This window comes from Ilyomonas limi, assembly GCF_005233845.1.
In the GTDB taxonomy this organism is placed as follows: Bacteria; Bacteroidota; Bacteroidia; order Chitinophagales; family Chitinophagaceae; genus Ilyomonas; species Ilyomonas limi.
Map to the genome: position 1 here is coordinate 144,863 of NZ_SZQL01000003.1, position 17,292 is coordinate 162,154.

General features: G+C 42.8%; 10 protein-coding genes. 2 read left to right on the top strand and 8 right to left on the bottom strand.

Translation table 11 applies throughout. From position 1 onward, the window contains the following. Window positions 1-11: 11 nt before the first annotated feature. Complete coding sequence (locus FC093_RS05575) at window positions 12-1,121, bottom strand: PDDEXK nuclease domain-containing protein (protein WP_170971005.1); 1,110 nt, start codon at window positions 1,119-1,121, stop codon at window positions 12-14. Then, window positions 1,118-4,423, bottom strand: a complete 3,306-nt coding sequence (locus FC093_RS05580; protein WP_137260765.1) for a helicase-related protein — start codon at window positions 4,421-4,423, stop codon at window positions 1,118-1,120. The genes FC093_RS05575 and FC093_RS05580 overlap by 4 nt, the downstream gene beginning before the upstream one ends. A 554-nt stretch (window positions 4,424-4,977) precedes the next feature. On the opposite strand from FC093_RS05580, the gene FC093_RS05585 reads away from it, so the two are divergent. Beyond that, window positions 4,978-5,304: a hypothetical protein gene (locus tag FC093_RS05585; protein ID WP_137260766.1), complete on the top strand. Its 327-nt coding sequence runs from the start codon at window positions 4,978-4,980 to the stop codon at window positions 5,302-5,304. A 265-nt stretch (window positions 5,305-5,569) separates the two neighbouring features. Beyond that, entirely contained in the window at window positions 5,570-6,079 is a 510-nt protein-coding gene (locus tag FC093_RS05590) for a transposase (protein ID WP_137260767.1), read from the top strand. 189 nt (window positions 6,080-6,268) lie between these two features. Here FC093_RS05590 and FC093_RS05595 read toward each other — a convergent pair whose 3' ends face one another. The 6 genes from FC093_RS05595 to FC093_RS05620 form a co-directional block, all read right to left on the bottom strand. Beyond that, window positions 6,269-8,749 (bottom strand): glutaminase family protein, encoded by a 2,481-nt coding sequence (locus FC093_RS05595; protein WP_137260768.1) that lies wholly within the window; start codon window positions 8,747-8,749, stop codon window positions 6,269-6,271. 216 nt (window positions 8,750-8,965) lie between these two features. After that, window positions 8,966-10,918 carry a glycoside hydrolase family 97 protein gene (locus FC093_RS05600; protein WP_137260769.1) on the bottom strand — a complete coding sequence of 651 codons (1,953 nt, stop codon included), beginning with the start codon at window positions 10,916-10,918 and terminating at the stop codon, window positions 8,966-8,968. 549 nt (window positions 10,919-11,467) lie between these two features. Further along, entirely contained in the window at window positions 11,468-13,273 is a 1,806-nt protein-coding gene (locus FC093_RS05605; protein ID WP_170971006.1) for a glycoside hydrolase family 2 protein, read from the bottom strand. Between the two features lie 150 nt (window positions 13,274-13,423). Further along, window positions 13,424-15,262 (bottom strand): glycoside hydrolase family 2 protein, encoded by a 1,839-nt coding sequence (locus FC093_RS05610; RefSeq protein WP_137260770.1) that lies wholly within the window; start codon window positions 15,260-15,262, stop codon window positions 13,424-13,426. Window positions 15,263-15,380: 118 nt separating this feature from the next. Beyond that, window positions 15,381-16,490, bottom strand: coding sequence for a sialidase family protein (locus tag FC093_RS05615; protein WP_137260771.1), 1,110 nt, complete (start codon window positions 16,488-16,490; stop codon window positions 15,381-15,383). 83 nt (window positions 16,491-16,573) lie between these two features. Beyond that, window positions 16,574-17,284 (bottom strand): DUF3823 domain-containing protein, encoded by a 711-nt coding sequence (locus FC093_RS05620; protein WP_137260772.1) that lies wholly within the window; start codon window positions 17,282-17,284, stop codon window positions 16,574-16,576. Window positions 17,285-17,292 lie beyond the last annotated feature (8 nt).

Consider the following 17,292-nt stretch of genomic DNA (forward strand, 5'->3'; position numbering starts at 1 on the left):
TCAATTGATTTTTATTCGGTAATATCCTTCAATTCTTCTTCAATTTGTTCAACAGTTGGCAATTTACCCTTTAATGCAGCAGGTAGCTTTTCAGTGAGTTGGTATTCACTTACACCAATAGGCTTATCCATACCACGCAATGCATATTCAGCTACTACTTTATTACGCTCTTTACAGATGATAATGCCAATGGAAGGCTGGTCTGTTGCATGCTTTAAGCTATCATCTATTATGTTCAAATAAAAGTTTAGCTTACCGGCATATTCAGGAATAAATTTACCTGTTTTCAGTTCAATTACTACAAAGCAGCGCAGCTTTAAATGATAAAATAGTAAGTCAATATAAAAGTCATCACCACCCACTGTTATGTGATACTGGCGACCTACAAAGCTAAAGCCGGCACCCAACTCCAGTAAAAATTTAGTAATGTGGTCGGTTAAGGCATTCTCCAAGTCCCTTTCCTTGTATTCCTCGCTTAAAGAGAGAAAATCAAAAGTGTAAGGGTCTTTGAGCAGTTCTTTTGCAAGGTCGCTTTGTGGCTTGGGCAGTGTTGTTTCAAAGTTGGTAACAGCGGTACCTTTACGGTGGTATAAGCCACTTTCTATCTGGTGTACAAGTACGGCTCGGCTCCAATTGTGAGTGCTTGTTTCTTTTATATAAAACAGGGCTTCTTCCAGCTTTTTGCACTTAGTAATAATTTGTAAATGATGCCCCCAGGGAATAGTAGTAAGTAGAGCCGGTATTTGGTCAACAACTTGTTGCCCGATTTGTCCAACAGGTTGTTGGACAGTTGTATTGCCTCCTGTTTTTACCTTGTTTTGTAATTGGGCAACAGCTTGTTGCCCAATTGCAGGGGCATAAAATTGATACCACCGGATAATGTATTTTAGGTTTGTGTGTGAGCATCCTTTTATATCAGGAAATTCACTCATTAAATCTTTTGAAAGTTGATGTAGCCATTTATCTCCCCACTTGGCTTCGTTCTGTTTCTGCACTATTTCGTTTCCTAACTGCCAGTATAAAAGAATGAGTTCGGCATTTACCTTCAGCGCTGCTTTGATTTGCGCCGAACGGATTTGCGCTTTTAAATGGGCAAGCCATTGTTTGTAATCCGGGTTCATAGATGAGATTGAAAAGTTTCTGATAAAATAATATCCGGTTTTTGGGTAATCTCAAAAGGCAATGGTGGCGCATCCAACACATCGGCATCTTCCTCGCTGGCATCCTGCTGCATGTATTTGGCGGCAAGCTGCATCACCAAATTTTCTGCTGCATGTGCTTTTATATCTCCTTTATTATACTTCAGGCGCAGCTTATTCAACTCATTGGGCAGGTTGGTGATAGTGCCTTTGTCCAGCAATAATAAAATAGTTTCGGCAGCATTTCTGAATTTTTCGTCCCGGCTGTCGGCACGCAATTCCCTGATGAACTTTTTAGCCCCATTCGTTTTAGCATCTGCCTGTTCGCCCGAAACGGTTTCCACCGAATTGGAAAATAATTCCTGTTCGAAATAAGCCGATGCTTTTTCTATATGCGCATGGTGGTAGTCGGGCAATGCTTCGGAGACTTCGGTAATGGTTGCTTCAAACAGTTCTGCTGCCTGTATAAAGGTGAGCGCTTCTATTTTGCCCCTATTATCTACTTTATAAAACTCAGTCTTGTAAGGCGATTTCATAAAGATGAGACTGCTGCCCTGTAGCGTTTTATGCTTTTTGCCGGGCTTTCTTCCTGTGCGGGCTTTCAGCGGCAGGTTTTTGATGCGCCTGAATTCTTTTTCATTTTTCTCTTTAAACTCCCGTATGAAGCGTAGATAAATCAACCGCTTATCTTCCTCCTCGCCTACACCTTGCGTGTGCAGCTTTACCTGCTCCAATACTTCTTCCACGGTGTAGATGCGGGAGTCCTCGCCAAAAGCAGTATGGAAGCCTTGCAGCTTTATATAAGCGTTGTTGTAGAGATTAATTAGCTTGTCGCTCTGGCGCGAAGGATAGAAAGCATAATTATAAATAACGTCTGCCACACTGCCAATACGGTTGACCCTGCCAATACGCTGCATCAACCGCGTGGCATTCCAGGGCGTATCGTAGTTAACAATGATGTTGGAGCGATGCAGGTTCACGCCTTCGGCTAATACTTCAGTAGAAATAATGATGTTGTAATCATCCTGGAAGTCTCCATTATAATTCGCATCAAAGTTCTTTTGTATGGCATCAAAAACAGCTTTACGGTTATCTGCCGAAACAGTCAGGGTTTTAGGATAATGTAGTTGTTTGGTTAGATAGTCTGCCGTTTCTTTTGATTCCGTAAAAATGACCAGTTTGCCAGTTTTATTTATATCGTTTCTGAATAATTCATTTTTTAAAAGCTGTTTGAAGAGATCAAGCTTTGGATCTTCCGTTATCTCATCCCATTGCCCGCATATTTTGGTGATATGGGCAAGATCAGCACGGAGTAAATCAATAAATTCTTCATCAAAATCCTGAGGAGTAAAAATCTGATTTTTGGGGTCTTCTGCAGACAGTTCTAAAATTCTTTCCTCTATTTGTTCATCTGTCCAGTCCTGGTCCATCAATGCATTCACATTGGTGCTCGGTGCTACATATATTTTGCCCTTTGCAAACATGTCAATCATCCGTTGGGTAGAAATACGAAAACGCTCCAGCGATTTTTTGAAAGCATAAAAAGAACTTTCCAAACGCTTTACCATTTGCGTCATCATAATCTGGGCAAGCGTTTTGGAAACCCGTTCTGCCTGAGAGTAATATTTATCCTGGATTTCGGGTAAGAGATAAGCAATTGCCTGGTACCGGTAATACCCGATTTCATCTACAAGGCAGGCAATGGTATTGTAGAATAAAGCTTCCAGCTCAGGACCTAACTCGTATTCCACCGCCTTTGGTGGTGCAATATCCGGGAATCTGATGCCTTGTTCCTCTAAATCTTTTAAATAAGCAGGATAGTTTTTTACGTCTGTCCGGGTTCTCCTTACGGTGATAGGCTCTAATACTTTATTACGAATATCACCATAAATGGTTCTTAATGCCGCAACATCTGGTTTCCCGTTTAGTTTGGCACCGGCAATAATTTCTTTGTATTTGCGTATCAGTGGGGCAAAAAAGCTTTGCAGATTGGTAACCGGCAAAGTGGATTTTCTTGCATCCTGAAAAAGCTGAAGCTGGTAGTAAATATCATCCGGTCTGTTGTTTAAAGGCGTTGCAGAAATCAACACCACCTTTTTCCTATAGCCCGATACATTGCCAATAATGCTACGTGGCGCTTTACAGATCGTTTGCAGGTTATCAAACATAATAGACCGGTGGTTACGAAATTTATGCGCCTCGTCCACTAAAATGAGATCATAGTCTTCTTTTGGCCAGTAGTCCTCATTATCTTTTAACACTTTGTGTAAGCTGCCATTACTGATAAACCGGGTATGTTTATCCAAACCAAAATACCGGAATGTGGTCTTCCAGTTTTTTTCAAGCGGCGGCGGAAAAACTACTAAAATCTTGGTACTTAAAGTGCCATTTGCAATTAGAAATCTTTTAGCAATCATGCTGGCAATAACTGTTTTCCCTAAACCCACCACATCAGCTAATATAAAACCGTTATGGTCTAATATCATCTGGTAGCCTTGATTTACGGCATCTATCTGGTAACTCAGTTTTTTAAAGTTTCTGGGCAAATCACCTACGGTATCCGGGTCATAGTCTATGTTTTTCCCAAAGTATTCAATCAAAAACTTAATGTATAGCTCAAACGGTGTGAACAGTTGTCCAATATGCGATTTATGCCTGATTCTATCTATATCAATGGGCAGAATTTCTTCGCCGTCTTTCCAAAGTTCTGCAAACTCCTTTTCTGCAAAAGCTACATCGTCATAATCTCTTAAAGCTACATTAAATTCATAGTTCCCTACATCTTCTACTCCCAAACCGGCACTCGTTAAGTTAGATGAGCCGGTAATGACTTCTCCACCCGAATACTCATTAAAGTTTTGTGGCAGGAAGATGTAAATCTTAGCATGGAGTTTCTTTGTTTTATGAACCCTTATTTGAATTTTCTTGTCAATAATATCTTCCATGAATTGCAGAATGCCATCTTCTACTTCTTTAGTATAAGAAGCCTCCTTTATATCCTGCCGCATCCATTTGATAAACTCATCTCTTGTTCGTTCAGCATCACCAAAGAATAGCAATCCCCTTCGTTTTGCTTCCGCACTAATAACATCTACATTTATGCCTACCAGTATTTTCACTTCCGGCACTTTCATCAAATGCTCCCTTATGGCATAATAACCCGAAGCACGGAAATAACCCACTACTGCATGAAAGGCATAGATATTGGCAATATGCTCAAAAGCACCTTTGAACTTTTTTAAAACGGAATTCCCGTTATGGTTTGTAAAAAACTTAGTTGACATAAATTGGGTGGAAAATAAGGGAAAACTATTAATAAAATGGTCAATTTGAAACTCAAAATTTGTTTTCCCAGACTTAAACTTCATTCTCTCATTTTATTCTTCCGGCTGCAATGCCTCCTTCCCTCACATATCCATTAATGCCCGCGTAAGCTCCACCAGGATTATTCACTAATTTGTATAGCTATTTTAGGACTAGACAACACGCTAACTAAAGCCTACCCAAAGCCTAGGTAAAGGGTAGGATAAGCTTAGGCAAAGCCTGCTTCTGAATATCGAAAAAGAAGTAAAAATTACATCAAATAAAAGCGCGGATAAGACCATCGGCATTTAATTAAATTAACTGCTTGAAAGAAAAAACTTCTATTATTACTGATTAGCCACACATGGCGCTTCATTATTTCTGCTACCGGTTAGTATCCCACCACCCATTAGAGAAATTGCGAAGCGAGCTGCTGCGGGTGAAAACACGGCTATTTTACCAGAATTTTCTCTTTGTTTCCGTTAACCTTTTGTACCATTTTTACGTCTATATATAATAGATAAAAACTTATGAAATGGAAACGAATGCAGTTCAACAGGAAATATTACTGATGAAAAACACTTCTTTTTCTAAAAGACAACTGTTTGAAAAGGAAAGAATGGAAACGGCGCGAAACCTGCCTTATGATGAACAATTGGAAGCCGCCTGCTGGAATGGCTGGCTGGATGCAATGCTGCCCGAAATTATTGACACCTCCGACAAAGGCAAAAGTTTATACCTCTGGGAAATTATGCAGGCAAAGTCTTTTTTGAATATTGAGTTGTGCGAAGCTCCAAAAGTAATAGACATGCAATATTCTATCAACCCGTATGCTGTTATGAGTACGGTATGTTATGAGTAGTAACATACCGTACCATACACTTTGCAAGCGGCTGATACCCTGATGCTCAACCTGAGGTATCTCAATATATTTTCCATTGTTCCCCACTATCGGTTGGTGTCTCATCAACCGGAATAATCCAGTAGATGCATGTTCCGTTCATAAGCCACTCCACCAAGCCTATGCGCATCGGCTGGCGAGATAACAACCAATAGGGTGGCTTACATTCCATTAGTTTATAGCTTACCTGGAGTATAAATCTATACTATAAGCGGCAGAGGGGCAAATGGAATTAGCACTTTGTTATTTCTACACGGCTACTATCAATAACTTTCAACATTTACTGGCGGATGATATACTGAAAATGGTTATCATCTCCTCGCTTCAATACTTTGTACAAAAGAAACTGATAACACGCTACGGATTTGTTATAATGCCCAACCATATTCATTTACTGTGGTACATCCATCAACAAAATGGCAAAGAAAGCGTGGCAGAAAGCCTTGCAAAATATATAGCACACCAGTTTAGAAAACATTTACTGCATACTCACAAGCTGGAACTATTTCAGTCGGATAAGGACGACCGGCAGCATCAATTCCGGAAAAGAGATCCGCTGGCAATTCCCATTAGCAGCGAGAGTATATTTATCAGCAAACTGGAATACATTCACAACAATCCTATAAGACCACATTGGAAATTGTGTACTTATCCGGAAGAGTACCGATGGAGTAGTGCGAGATTTTATTTGGAAGGAAAAGATGAATTTAATATGCTTACTCATTTCAGAGCGTAAAAATTTCGGTTGGTGAGACACCAACCGATAGAAGAAATAACGGCAACTGAATGGGAATAGGTGCCTGTTCTGCAAGAGTAACCGACTTTCCGTTTCCAACCAAAGACGCATTGAACACCAACAAAAAACGCGGATAAGACTATCCGCGTTTAAACTAACTGCTTGAGAGAAAAAAATGGCTATATTGTATTAGCGGCGCAAGGCTGCTTCATTATTATTAATCATTTTATAATCCAACAACTTCATAAAGTAGCCACCTACCACGCTGCGTGCCTGAAAGCCCACCTGCTTGCCAGTGGTAGTTTCGTGCCAGTCGCTGAGCGGAACGCGTGTAGGCGTCTCGGTAGCGTATTTAAAAACCGGATCTACCAGTTTTTTAAAATCTTCATTATTATTGGCCAGCGTAGCACTCCACAAGATCCAGTCGCTTTTTGTATAGGTCTTGCGGCTGTCCAATGGCAAGCCAAATTCATTTTGCTTGGTGAGGTAAAAGTTTACTTCTTTGTCATATACACTTTCAGGAAAAAGGTTTAAATCCAGCACTTTATCCCACACCAGGTTATACTTCTGGCTCCATGTATTTTTATCGCTGAAGGTGAGTGCAAAATGGTCGCCATCGTTTGCCATTTGCTGCCAGCGAGCTACCATCGCAATCGCCGTATCGTGGTATTGCTGCGCCGTAGCTTTATCGCCCAGCATATCTGCCAGCATTGCATAGCAGCCAATACCCACAATCGCTTTTACCGATAAATTGGTATTACGCGCCAGGTGCCCGGCAAAGTCATCGGTAGATAACTGGTTGGCAGGGTCAAAACCATCTTTCACCAAAAAGTTTACCCAGGTGCTGAGCGATTTCCAGTGCTTTTTGGCATAGTCTGCATTGCCTTCTCTTTTAGCAATAGCACCGGCTAAAATAATCATGTTGCCGCTTTCTTCTACCGGCATATCTTCTCCGTACGTCTGTCCATTGGCTAATGGATACGTACCGAGGTCGTGCGCCGCAAAAGGCTTGGTCCACTTGCCGCTTTCGCTGTAATAAAAAATGCCGTTCATCATACCTTTCAGCAAATCGGGGTTATAGATTAAAAATAACGGTGCCGAAGGATAGGTTATATCTACCGTATTGATGGAGCCATTGCTAAAGTTTTCTTTGGACATAAATAAAAGTTCGCCCTGGGGACTTTCCACCGTTTGGTGTGCAGATATAGCCTGGCGATAAGCGGCTACGCACAATTTTGCATATTCTTCGCCGCCGGCTTTCACCGCATCATCATACATTTTTTTGTTGAAGGCTTCGCATTTGCCCATTACCTCCTGATAGTCATTTTCTGCCAATGCCAGTTGCTGCTCGATGGTGGCGTTGCCATCTTTGTTCCAGTAAGGGCGCAGGTTTTGACCAAAGTATTGCACGCCATATATTTCATCGTAGCCCACCAATACATGTGTTTCCTGTTCGGTACTGTTTATTTTACTTAAAGGCAATACCGTATTCAGCATCAGTTGCTTGCCGGTAGCTTCGCCGGTCTGCGCCATTTTGCCGCTGCTGAAGTTGTCTATGCTCATTTGTGGCGAAGCAACAGACTGCGCCGGTTTTTCGCTTTGCGGAGCTGCAACATATACATAGCCCCAGTCTATGCGGAGGTCATCACCTTTCTTTTGTAATACCGGCTGCTCCACCGTTCCGGCTTTTAGTATAGCTAAATTGTTGGAAGTATATTTTGTTGCTTTTACCGGCTGCGTAGGCACATTCACTGCCAGATCGGTAGCGGCACCAAAGTACAACTGCGCGTCGTGTGCAGCGCCGTCGTTCGACTTTACTGCAAAGCTGATGTAAGAAACCGGGCGTGTCATTAATGCCAGATCATTCATGAGCAATGGTGAGGTAAAGGTGAGTTTAAGATCAGCGGCACCGCAGGTAAAATTGTAAATCGTTTGCGTGGCATTCATTACTACATTGGTCTGTGTGGCTTTGGCAATAGCAGCATTTTCTTTGGGTTGTTGCTCTACAACCAACCCTTCATCCAGCCACGAGCCGCCGGCAGTGTTGGCTATGTGTATGGCCAAAATATTAGTACCTTTTTTAAGCGCATCGGCAAAGCTGCTAAGCGGTATGTATTTGTATTTATGTATCCAGCCTTTGTACTCATAAATTTCCTTACCATTGAGATATACTTCTATATTATCATCGTGCTGGATTTTTAAATACAGGTTTTGCATATTGGCATCCTGTACGGTAAATGTGCGGCGCACCCACAGGTCTTTGCTCGTCCATTTTGTTTTGGCTCTCGAGTCATTATCACCAAATGGGGCAGCACCAGTCTTCCACGAGGCATCACTAAAGCTGCCGTTTTCCCAGCCGCTGGCAGGTTGGCTTTCGGTATATTTTACGCTATATGTTGTTTCATCAGCCGCAGGCAAAATGGTTTTGTAGCTTTTATCCATTTCGCCCATAAAACGGTACGATTTGCCATCTACTTTTAATATGCCCACTAGCGATTGCGTAGCGCCTGTCCAGTGCTTTGTAGGGCTGGCATTCAGCGTATCGGTAAACGACCATACACTAAAATAAGTTGTATGATTGATGAGCGGGTAAGCAGGCGCTTTTTGCAGTTGGGCAAAAAGAAACTGCACCTGTATCAGTACGCCCACCACGATCAAAATTCTCTTCATGCTTGTATATGTTGATAGTTAAAAAATACTGTTTAAAAAATGGGTTGCTTTATGTTCTGTTTAAGAAAATCTTTCCAAACCAGTAAGACATAAAAGGCTACCATTTTACGTACAATGTGTGTTTATAAAGAACAGCAGCATATTTCGTATAACCTGTTTGCCTGACAAGGCAGTTTCTCTTCTTTGAAGCCTTACTGATCCCATAATATGCAAAAATTATAATCCTGCAGTAGTTGCCACAAAGCCACCGTTGCGCACCATGGTGATGGTTAATACATCTCCGTTTTTTATTGTTTTTGTCAGTTTTTTATAGTCTTTCGCCTGCACATCAGCATTCACGCCATCCTGAAAAATGGTGAAGGAAGCCATTTCATTTTGTCCTAAAAAATTAACAGGGATGTGTAGCTCGCGCGGCTCATGATTGGTCATGGCACCAATATACCACTGGTTGCCTTTACGCCTTGCAATCACCGCGTACTCACCTGCTTTTGCGTCCAGCACTTTTGTTTCATCCCATGTTACCGGCGAGCCGGCAATAAACCTGGTGCAATCTTCTTCGCGGTAGTAATTGAATGGATTATCAGCCAGCATTTGTAAACCGCTTTCATATACGATATACATAGCTAATTGGTTACAGCGCGTACCAATGCTCATGGTGTTTGTCCAGGTAGGTTTATAATCCTCAGGCTGCACATTGAACATGGCGCCGGGCGTATAATCCATGGGTCCTACAGCATTACGGATGAATGGCAGGAGCATATTATTATCCGGTGTTGCTAATCCGCCACCAATATTTTGCTCCATACCGGTTACGCCTTCGTGCGCCAGTATATTAGGGTAAGCAACGCTTAAGCCTGCCGGTTTAAAAGCACCATGGTAATCTACCAGTATATGATGTTTAAATGCTTCTTTAGCAATCGTTTCGTACCAGTTAACCATCCATTGATCACTGCGGTTCATAAAGTCAATTTTGGCGCCGGCAATGCCCCAATCGGCTAACTGTTTAAAGATGGTTTGATAATTATTTTCAACAGACAGCCATGTAAACCATAGGATGATCTTTACATTTTTCTGCTTGCCATAAGCAATCAGTTGTTGCAGGTCAATATTAGGATTTGGATGCAACACATCTACAGTTGATTTTGACCAGCCTTCATCCATAATGATATAGGGAATATTGAATTTGGAAGCAAAATCAATGTAATATTTATAGGTTTCTAAATTCAGTCCGGCTTTAAAATCTACGCCATAAATACGGGCGCCATGCCACCATTCCCAGCTTACGTGTCCGGGTTTTATCCAGGCAGTATCGCTTAAGGTGGTTTGGCGCGATAACTTGTACACCATTTCATTGGCAACAAGGTCTTTATCTTCTTTTGCCACTACTATAAAGCGCCACGGAAAGCTGCGGCTGCCACTTGTTTTTGCTATATAATCTGCTTCGCTGGTAATCTTTAAAGTACGATCATCTTTTGGCGCAAATGCCAGCGGTACTTTGGGGAAAGCGGAGCCTAATGCATTGTCTCCATCCGGCTTTACAAACATACAGGGATAATCGTACAAATCGGCTTCGGAAATAAGCAGCTTGTAATTATTTCCTGCACTGATAAGCACCGGCAACGTACTCATTTTATTTTCTTTCCAGTTGTTGACAGGTGCTTTGGCATAGGGCGTTTCATAAGCCGTAAAAAAGGTTCTCTCGGGCGAATACCACGCAGAATCGTTATGTACAAAACCGAAGTGGGCATCCTCAGCCGTAATGGCAACGCTATCCTTTTTACGCGTAATAAAGCGGTACGCCACCCCATCGTTATACGCCCGAAATTCAATGCTGTAATCACCTTTAAAGGATAATGCCAGCACATTGCAGTTATTACTCACAACCGCATTTTTAAAAGGCGCCGCCGGCTTTAGCTGTTCATTGATAGTGGATGTTGTTTTCTTCAGCAGCTTTGGACTGCTACCTAATACTTCATTACCCACGTATAATTGCATAAAGCTGTTGTTGAGCAATGGCTCATTGCCCGCTTTTACCGAGTAATACACCTTGTCTTTTACCTCCACCTCAACAGTAATATTTTTATCCGGCGATGTAAGCTGCAATGTTTGTGCATGAACAGTCTTTTGCCCGATAATAAAAATCAATAGAAAAATGCTTAGCTGCTTCATTCTTTTTATTTAGATAAAAATTTTAAACCACGAAGAAGGCACAAAGAACACCAGGGTTCACAAGAAAAAAAGGTATTTAAATTTCGGCGGGTGGTGACACCCGCCGATAGCACGCTATCAAATCGTGATCTTTCATAGGTGTCCTGAGAACTTTTCGACAACCAAACCATCCACATAAAAGCCATAATCCATCTTAGAGTAAGTGGCGTTGGCACGGACAACACGAAGTCTCATCGAAGATAAATGCGCGGAGCGATCATGCCGTCCTTGAATCCGCATAGCGGTATCACTGGGACCAAAGAAAAACATTATTCACGAAGTAACTAAGCGAAGCGTTCTCATGAATACCATTGATAAAAACATCAATGCATTCATACTTTTTGGTTACTTTTTTCTTTCAGGAGGAAAAAGTAAACAAGAACTTACTGCGAGAAATCATCCCCAAACACCTGTGCCATTCCCATTTAAAAGTAAATAATTATCCAATCCTACTTAGCCAACAGCAACAAGCTTATAAAGAGAAAATAATACATCTTTTCACCAGTCTCTTTATTCATTCAATGCCCTACTGCTATTTATCACTGCCGAATTAATTTCCCTCACTCTATTAAAATCCATTTTTTCTACCTGCCGGTCATAGGTTAATATACCGTTTATCTCGTGCTCTACATCGGTGGTTTGTGTGTAAATGGCAATGCTTAAACCTTTGTATTTCACCAACTGCTCTACCTGGTTGAGCAGTAAGACATACCGGTTTGTCAAATCGTTTAAAGTTGGTTCGTAAGCATATGCGTTGTTAAACACCGGATATAAATGACCACGCACAAACAAACCTACCCCGCCAAACTCACCCAGCGATGCTGCCCGTTTACCATCGGGCACCGAAGCACCGTACGGACCAACATAAATGTGCGTATCTACATAATCGCCATTACCGGGATCGCCATACGCTTTTTGATAGCTTGGATTGTTGTTGAATCCAGAATTGCCATTTACCAATCTGGATGGATCGTAAGCCTTCGTCCAGTCGGTTATTTCCTTTACATCAAAAGCACCCCAGTTCTCATTAAATGGCACCCAGGTAACGATGGAAGGCGCATTGTAATGTTCGTTTATGATTTCCTTCCACTCCTGCCTGAAGCGGCTGCGCACCAGCGCTGTATCTTCAAACTGGTACCAGATAGAAGGCATATCCTGCCACACCATTACGCCTAGTTTATCGCACCAGTAATACCAGCGCTGCGGCTCGGTTTTCATGTGCTTGCGAATGAGGTTAAAGCCGGCTTTTTTAGCTTCTTCAATATCAAACTTCAGGGCATCATCGGTAGGCGCGGTGTAAATACCATCGGGCCAATAGCCTTGATCGAGTAAGCCAAGCTGCAACAAGAACTTGCCGTTCAGCAATGCCCTTTTTACGCCCTTTACTTCACCCAATGCAATAGAACGCATACCAAAATAGCTGCTTATTTCATCCACCACAGCCCCCTTTTTATCTTTCAGCTGTAGTTTTAAATCGTATAAAAAAGGATAATCGGGCGACCATAAAACAGGGTTAGGAATAGCAATATCGAACGACTGATTGATAGTGCCCGAAGCATCAATGGTAGCTATTTTATCTCCCGATACAACAGCAGCCACACTTAAGCCTGCTGCATTGGAAACGACCTGTACGTGCAGCTTTTCATTAGCTACATCCGGTGTTAACCGGATATCAGCAATATAATGTTCAGCTACCGGCTCCAGCCATACTGTTTGCCATATACCGGAGGTAAATGTATAATCGCCACGCGGACCGTTTTTACCCGAAACAGATCTGCCATCATTTTTATCCTGCACGCCAATAATAAGGGTGTTATTACCCGGCTGTAACAATGGCGTGATATCAAAACTAAAAGCATCGTAGCCGCCAATGTGCGTACCCGCTTTTTTGCCATTGACAAATATTACTGTTTCATAATCTGCTGCACCAATATGCAGCAGTACATGCTTTCCTTTCCATGAAGCAGGAATGGTAACCACTTTACGGTACCACATATTAATTTCCTGCTTTCTTTCGATGCGGGACAAATAAGCCTCCGGCGGATAAGGCACGGTTATTTTTTCCGTTGCACCGTTGAACGATGGTGGCTGCCGGGCTGTAGTTGCATCAGGCGCATCTTTGCCGCCTATGTAATCCCATTTACCATTCAAATTCAGCCAATCCGCCCGTTCCATTTGCGGTCGCGGATACTCTGGAAATGGTACCTGCACTTTCACTGCAGCTTCCGTCCATGGCGTGGACATTACTGCCTGCTGTTGTGTAAAAGCACTGCTCACCCACAATGCAATAACAGCAGCCAGCAATAATCTTCTCATAATAATTATTTTAATGATTTTTGTTACAAAGACACAAAAAAGGGAGTCAATTGGAGTATTGAAGCGCAGCGTAAACAACATAATTACACAGAGCAACACAGTAATAATCTTGTGCTGCTCTGTGCCGTAAGTGTCGCTATTGTTCACTAACTATTCGGGCTTAATACTATACAACCTCGTATTGTCTGCATTTAATTTGTCTAATGGCATCTTCATCACTTTACGGTCGTAGGTCATAAAGCCGTTTATCTCGCCTTCCACGTCGGTGGTTTGCGTATATACGGCTGCAGATAATCCTAATGGAATCAATTCTGCCAGTTTATTGGTAAGCGTTTGATAACGCATAAACAAGCTGTCGTTGGTTCCAAAGGTTTGGTAACCCCAGTTTCTTTGCTGCCAGGTATGTCCTTCCACCGGTAACCCCAAGCCTCCAAACTCTCCGCATACCACTGCCTCTTTGCCACCAAATAATTCCGGACGCGGCATGGCAGGATCGGGATAGCTGTGCAGATCCAGGATATCGCCAACAGCATAAAAGTTGCCGCCACTGGCACTGTTTACCAGTCGGGACGGATCCTTTTGTTTTGTCCAGTTCGTTATTTCAACTGTTTTAAATTGTCCCCAGGCTTCGTTGAAAGGTATCCATACAACGATGCTGGGAAAATTATGCAGCTTATTCATAATTTCATTCCACTCCTTCCGGTAATAGCCTTCCGATTCGGATGTACGATCTCTGTCTGTTGCCCTGCCTATCACACCGGGGCGGTTTTCCCAATGGTTGCCTAAGTCGCCGCTCGGCATATCCTGCCACACCAGCATACCTATTGAATCGCAGTAACGGTACCAGCGCGCCGGCTCTACTTTTATATGCTTGCGGATCATATTAAAGCCCATTGCTTTGGTTTGTACAATATCAAACTTCAGGGCGGCATCGGTAGGAGCAGTGTATAAACCATCGGGCCACCAGCCCTGGTCTAACGGACCAAATTCAAAAAGAAACTGGTTGTTCAGCATCATACGCTGAATGCCATTTTTATCCGGTGCAAGAGATACTTTGCGCATGGCGAAATAGCTCTTTACTTCATCTACTACTTTGCCTTTGCGTAATATACTTACTCTTAAATCGTAGAGGTGCGGGCTGGATGGCGACCACAGTTCGGGGTTGCTGATGTTGAGGGTAACAGCAGTATCTTTTGTAGTTTGCTCGGCTACGGTGGTATTGTTGTTTAGCGCAGTAAAGCGCAGTTCATCGTCGGGCTGCAGGTTTTGGATGGTTGTGCTTACAGCCAGCGTGCTGTTGTCCACATCCGGTGTTTGTTTGGTAGCAGCGATATAGGTTTGCGGCACCTTTTCTACCCATACCGTTTGCCAGATGCCCGTAACCGGCGTGTACCAGATACCGTGTGGTTTTATCATTTGTTTTCCAATTGGCTGCGGGCCAGCATCGGTAGGGTCCCACACGCTAATGGCAATATCCTGTTTATTGCCTTTTTTCAAAGCATCCGTTATATCTATAGTAAACGGATCGAAACCGCCCTCGTGGGTGCCGGCTTTGGTTCCATTTACATACACATCGCAACGCCAATCCACCGCGCCAAAATGCAGTAGTACACGGTTGCCGTTGGTTTTGGCAGGGATGGTAACAGTTTTTTTGTACCACAGCACACTGTCTTTACCCACTGTTTTGCCTACGCCGGATAAAGCAGATTCTACTGCAAAAGGCACTAAAATATTGCCCTGCGTAGCAGCCGGAATAGTTGCCTGCTGATCTTTGGGCAAAATGGCATACTCCCACAAACCATTCAGGTTTGTCCAGTTGCCACGTGCCAATTGCGGGCGTGGATATTCTGGTAATACATTAGCTGGGTTTACACTATCTGCCCAGGGAGAAGTGATTTTGTCGCCGGCAATATGCCAGGCAGTTGCCTGCGCCACAACAAGCGTACAGGCAAAAAGATGCAAACAGGTCACGAGTAATAACTTTTTCATAGAGCAATCTTATTATCAGAGTGAATAAATAGTGTTTATTAATATTGGTAATGCGAAGCACGGTTTAACCCGCTCTTTGCTTCCTGTGTTTTCAGTTCCGGAATACATTGAAATTTTATCATTTAAAGGTTCCGAATTTCAACAATACGCTGTTGCCGCCTTCCGGCCTTTTTTGAGCGCTTACTACCCCTATTTCGCCTTTTCCAAACACATACATGGCTGGCCAAAGCGAATGATTGAAAGCAGCATTGATCGTTTGCCAGTGCAAACCAAAATCTTTACTTAGTGAGATGTTACTGCTGTTGGACGTTACCAGCAGATTGCCATTAGGCAGCGATAGTATAAAAGGCCCGCCCAACTGGTCTTGAATGCGTGTTCCTAAGCCTGCTGGCCAGCTAATGCCGTCTGTGCTTTTTTTGTAATAAATATTACACTTTTCGGGTCCGCATATTTCGTACACTATTATGTAGTTTCCGTTTTGCATTTTTGTCCATACCGGCATTCCGGGTCGCGATGTATTATGTCCTTCTTCATACGCTACCCAATTCTCTTTACCCCAGGTTTTGCCCCCATTATCCGATGTTTTCTGAGCAATAATCTGGCTGTAAGACGGCGTTTCGCTCACGTGTTTTTCATTGGCATACATTACCGATAAACGGCCATCATCGAGTAAATACAAATGCGGCTCATACGCCCCTTTATCAGGATGTCCCAGTTCACCTGGCTTCCCTTCATTACTGTCGATGGTGCTGAGGTATTGCCAGCTTTTTCCACCATCTGTGCTTTTGTAAACTGGCAACCGATACGACTCCTGCCAGCGAACGGAGCGACAAGCTAATAAAATGGAACCATCCTTTAGTTGAATGAGCTGCGCATTATCCAGGTCTCTTCCTGCATCTTCAATGGAAGAAAACACAGTCCAGTGTTTGCCACCATCACTGCTTTTTGATATTTGCAGATGGAGACCGCCTGTACTGTCTTCCCTATACCCTTTGTTGGTGGAAACCGTATAGCCGGCAAGCCAGGTACCATCGCTCAAATGCAGCAGCCGCGCATACTCGCTGCCATAATGCCCATAAAACCCCCAGGTGCTGTCGGCGCCGGCGGGTATTGGCTCGTTGCTGATGACCACTGTTTGCTGCCACGTAATAGTATCGGCAGCCGGTTGTGCGGGACAGGTATTATTACCGATTTTTAAGAGTAAAACGAGTAATAATGCTTTTTTCATAGGCTTCCTAATATTTATACCCCTTCTAAACAGAACAAAAGCCGCCCCGCTCAACACGGGACGGCCAATGTTTTGATTTTTTCTTAAAAGGTGATCTTTACTAATGGAGAGAAAATAAGATCTTCCACGTTGACCATTTTAAGACCAATACGTGCAAATACATAGTTTTGAGCAGGCACTAACGACGGCACTGTTACACTTAGCTGTACATTGTTGTCGTCCGAAATATCAGCACCCGCAATGCTTGCAGAAACAACATTATTAATTCCGGAAACGAACTGTGTATTGTTTACGTACAAAGCAACGTACTCCACATCCTTTGCATTGGCATCGTTGATGATTTTTTCCAGACTGCAGGTAGCAGTTATATTATTACTTCCTGCAGCAGCAATCTGTGCATTCCTTATCATGTAATAAGGGGTTACTTCAAAGTCTGCAGTCTGATTGCCAGATACTGTAACTGATAAAGAATCCGGTGTGCCCGATGCTGTTTGTTTCCAGATAAAAGGACCATCGCCGCTTGGTATGGTAATTTTATAATCACCCGGAAACAACAATGCAGAATAAGAGCCATCCTGAGCAAAGGTTTCATCTGGGGAGATTTGCCCAACCCGGCCAAATCCATACTGGTAAATCTGAAAGTGCACTGCATTTCGCTCTACATGTATTGTATCTCCCTGATATAGCAAATGGCCGCTTAAAGTGGCAGAAGGCGGATCGTAATTATCTTTTTTACAGGAAAAGATAGTAGTAATTAATGCCACAATAAATAGATATTTAAATAAAACTTCCATAATATAAA

Excerpts from the sequence above, each read along its gene's own strand:
- FC093_RS05620 (WP_137260772.1), bottom strand. The coding sequence starts at position 17,284 with ATGGAAGTTTTATTTAAATATCTATTTATTGTGGCATTAATTACTACT.
- FC093_RS05610 (WP_137260770.1), bottom strand. The coding sequence starts at position 15,262 with ATGAAAAAGTTATTACTCGTGACCTGTTTGCATCTTTTTGCCTGTACG.
- FC093_RS05575 (WP_170971005.1), bottom strand. The coding sequence starts at position 1,121 with ATGAACCCGGATTACAAACAATGGCTTGCCCATTTAAAAGCGCAAATC.
- FC093_RS05615 (WP_137260771.1), bottom strand. The coding sequence starts at position 16,490 with ATGAAAAAAGCATTATTACTCGTTTTACTCTTAAAAATCGGTAATAAT.
- FC093_RS05605 (WP_170971006.1), bottom strand. The coding sequence starts at position 13,273 with ATGAGAAGATTATTGCTGGCTGCTGTTATTGCATTGTGGGTGAGCAGT.
- FC093_RS05580 (WP_137260765.1), bottom strand. The coding sequence starts at position 4,423 with ATGTCAACTAAGTTTTTTACAAACCATAACGGGAATTCCGTTTTAAAA.
- FC093_RS05590 (WP_137260767.1), top strand. The coding sequence starts at position 5,570 with ATGGAATTAGCACTTTGTTATTTCTACACGGCTACTATCAATAACTTT.
- FC093_RS05585 (WP_137260766.1), top strand. The coding sequence starts at position 4,978 with ATGGAAACGAATGCAGTTCAACAGGAAATATTACTGATGAAAAACACT.
- FC093_RS05600 (WP_137260769.1), bottom strand. The coding sequence starts at position 10,918 with ATGAAGCAGCTAAGCATTTTTCTATTGATTTTTATTATCGGGCAAAAG.
- FC093_RS05595 (WP_137260768.1), bottom strand. The coding sequence starts at position 8,749 with ATGAAGAGAATTTTGATCGTGGTGGGCGTACTGATACAGGTGCAGTTT.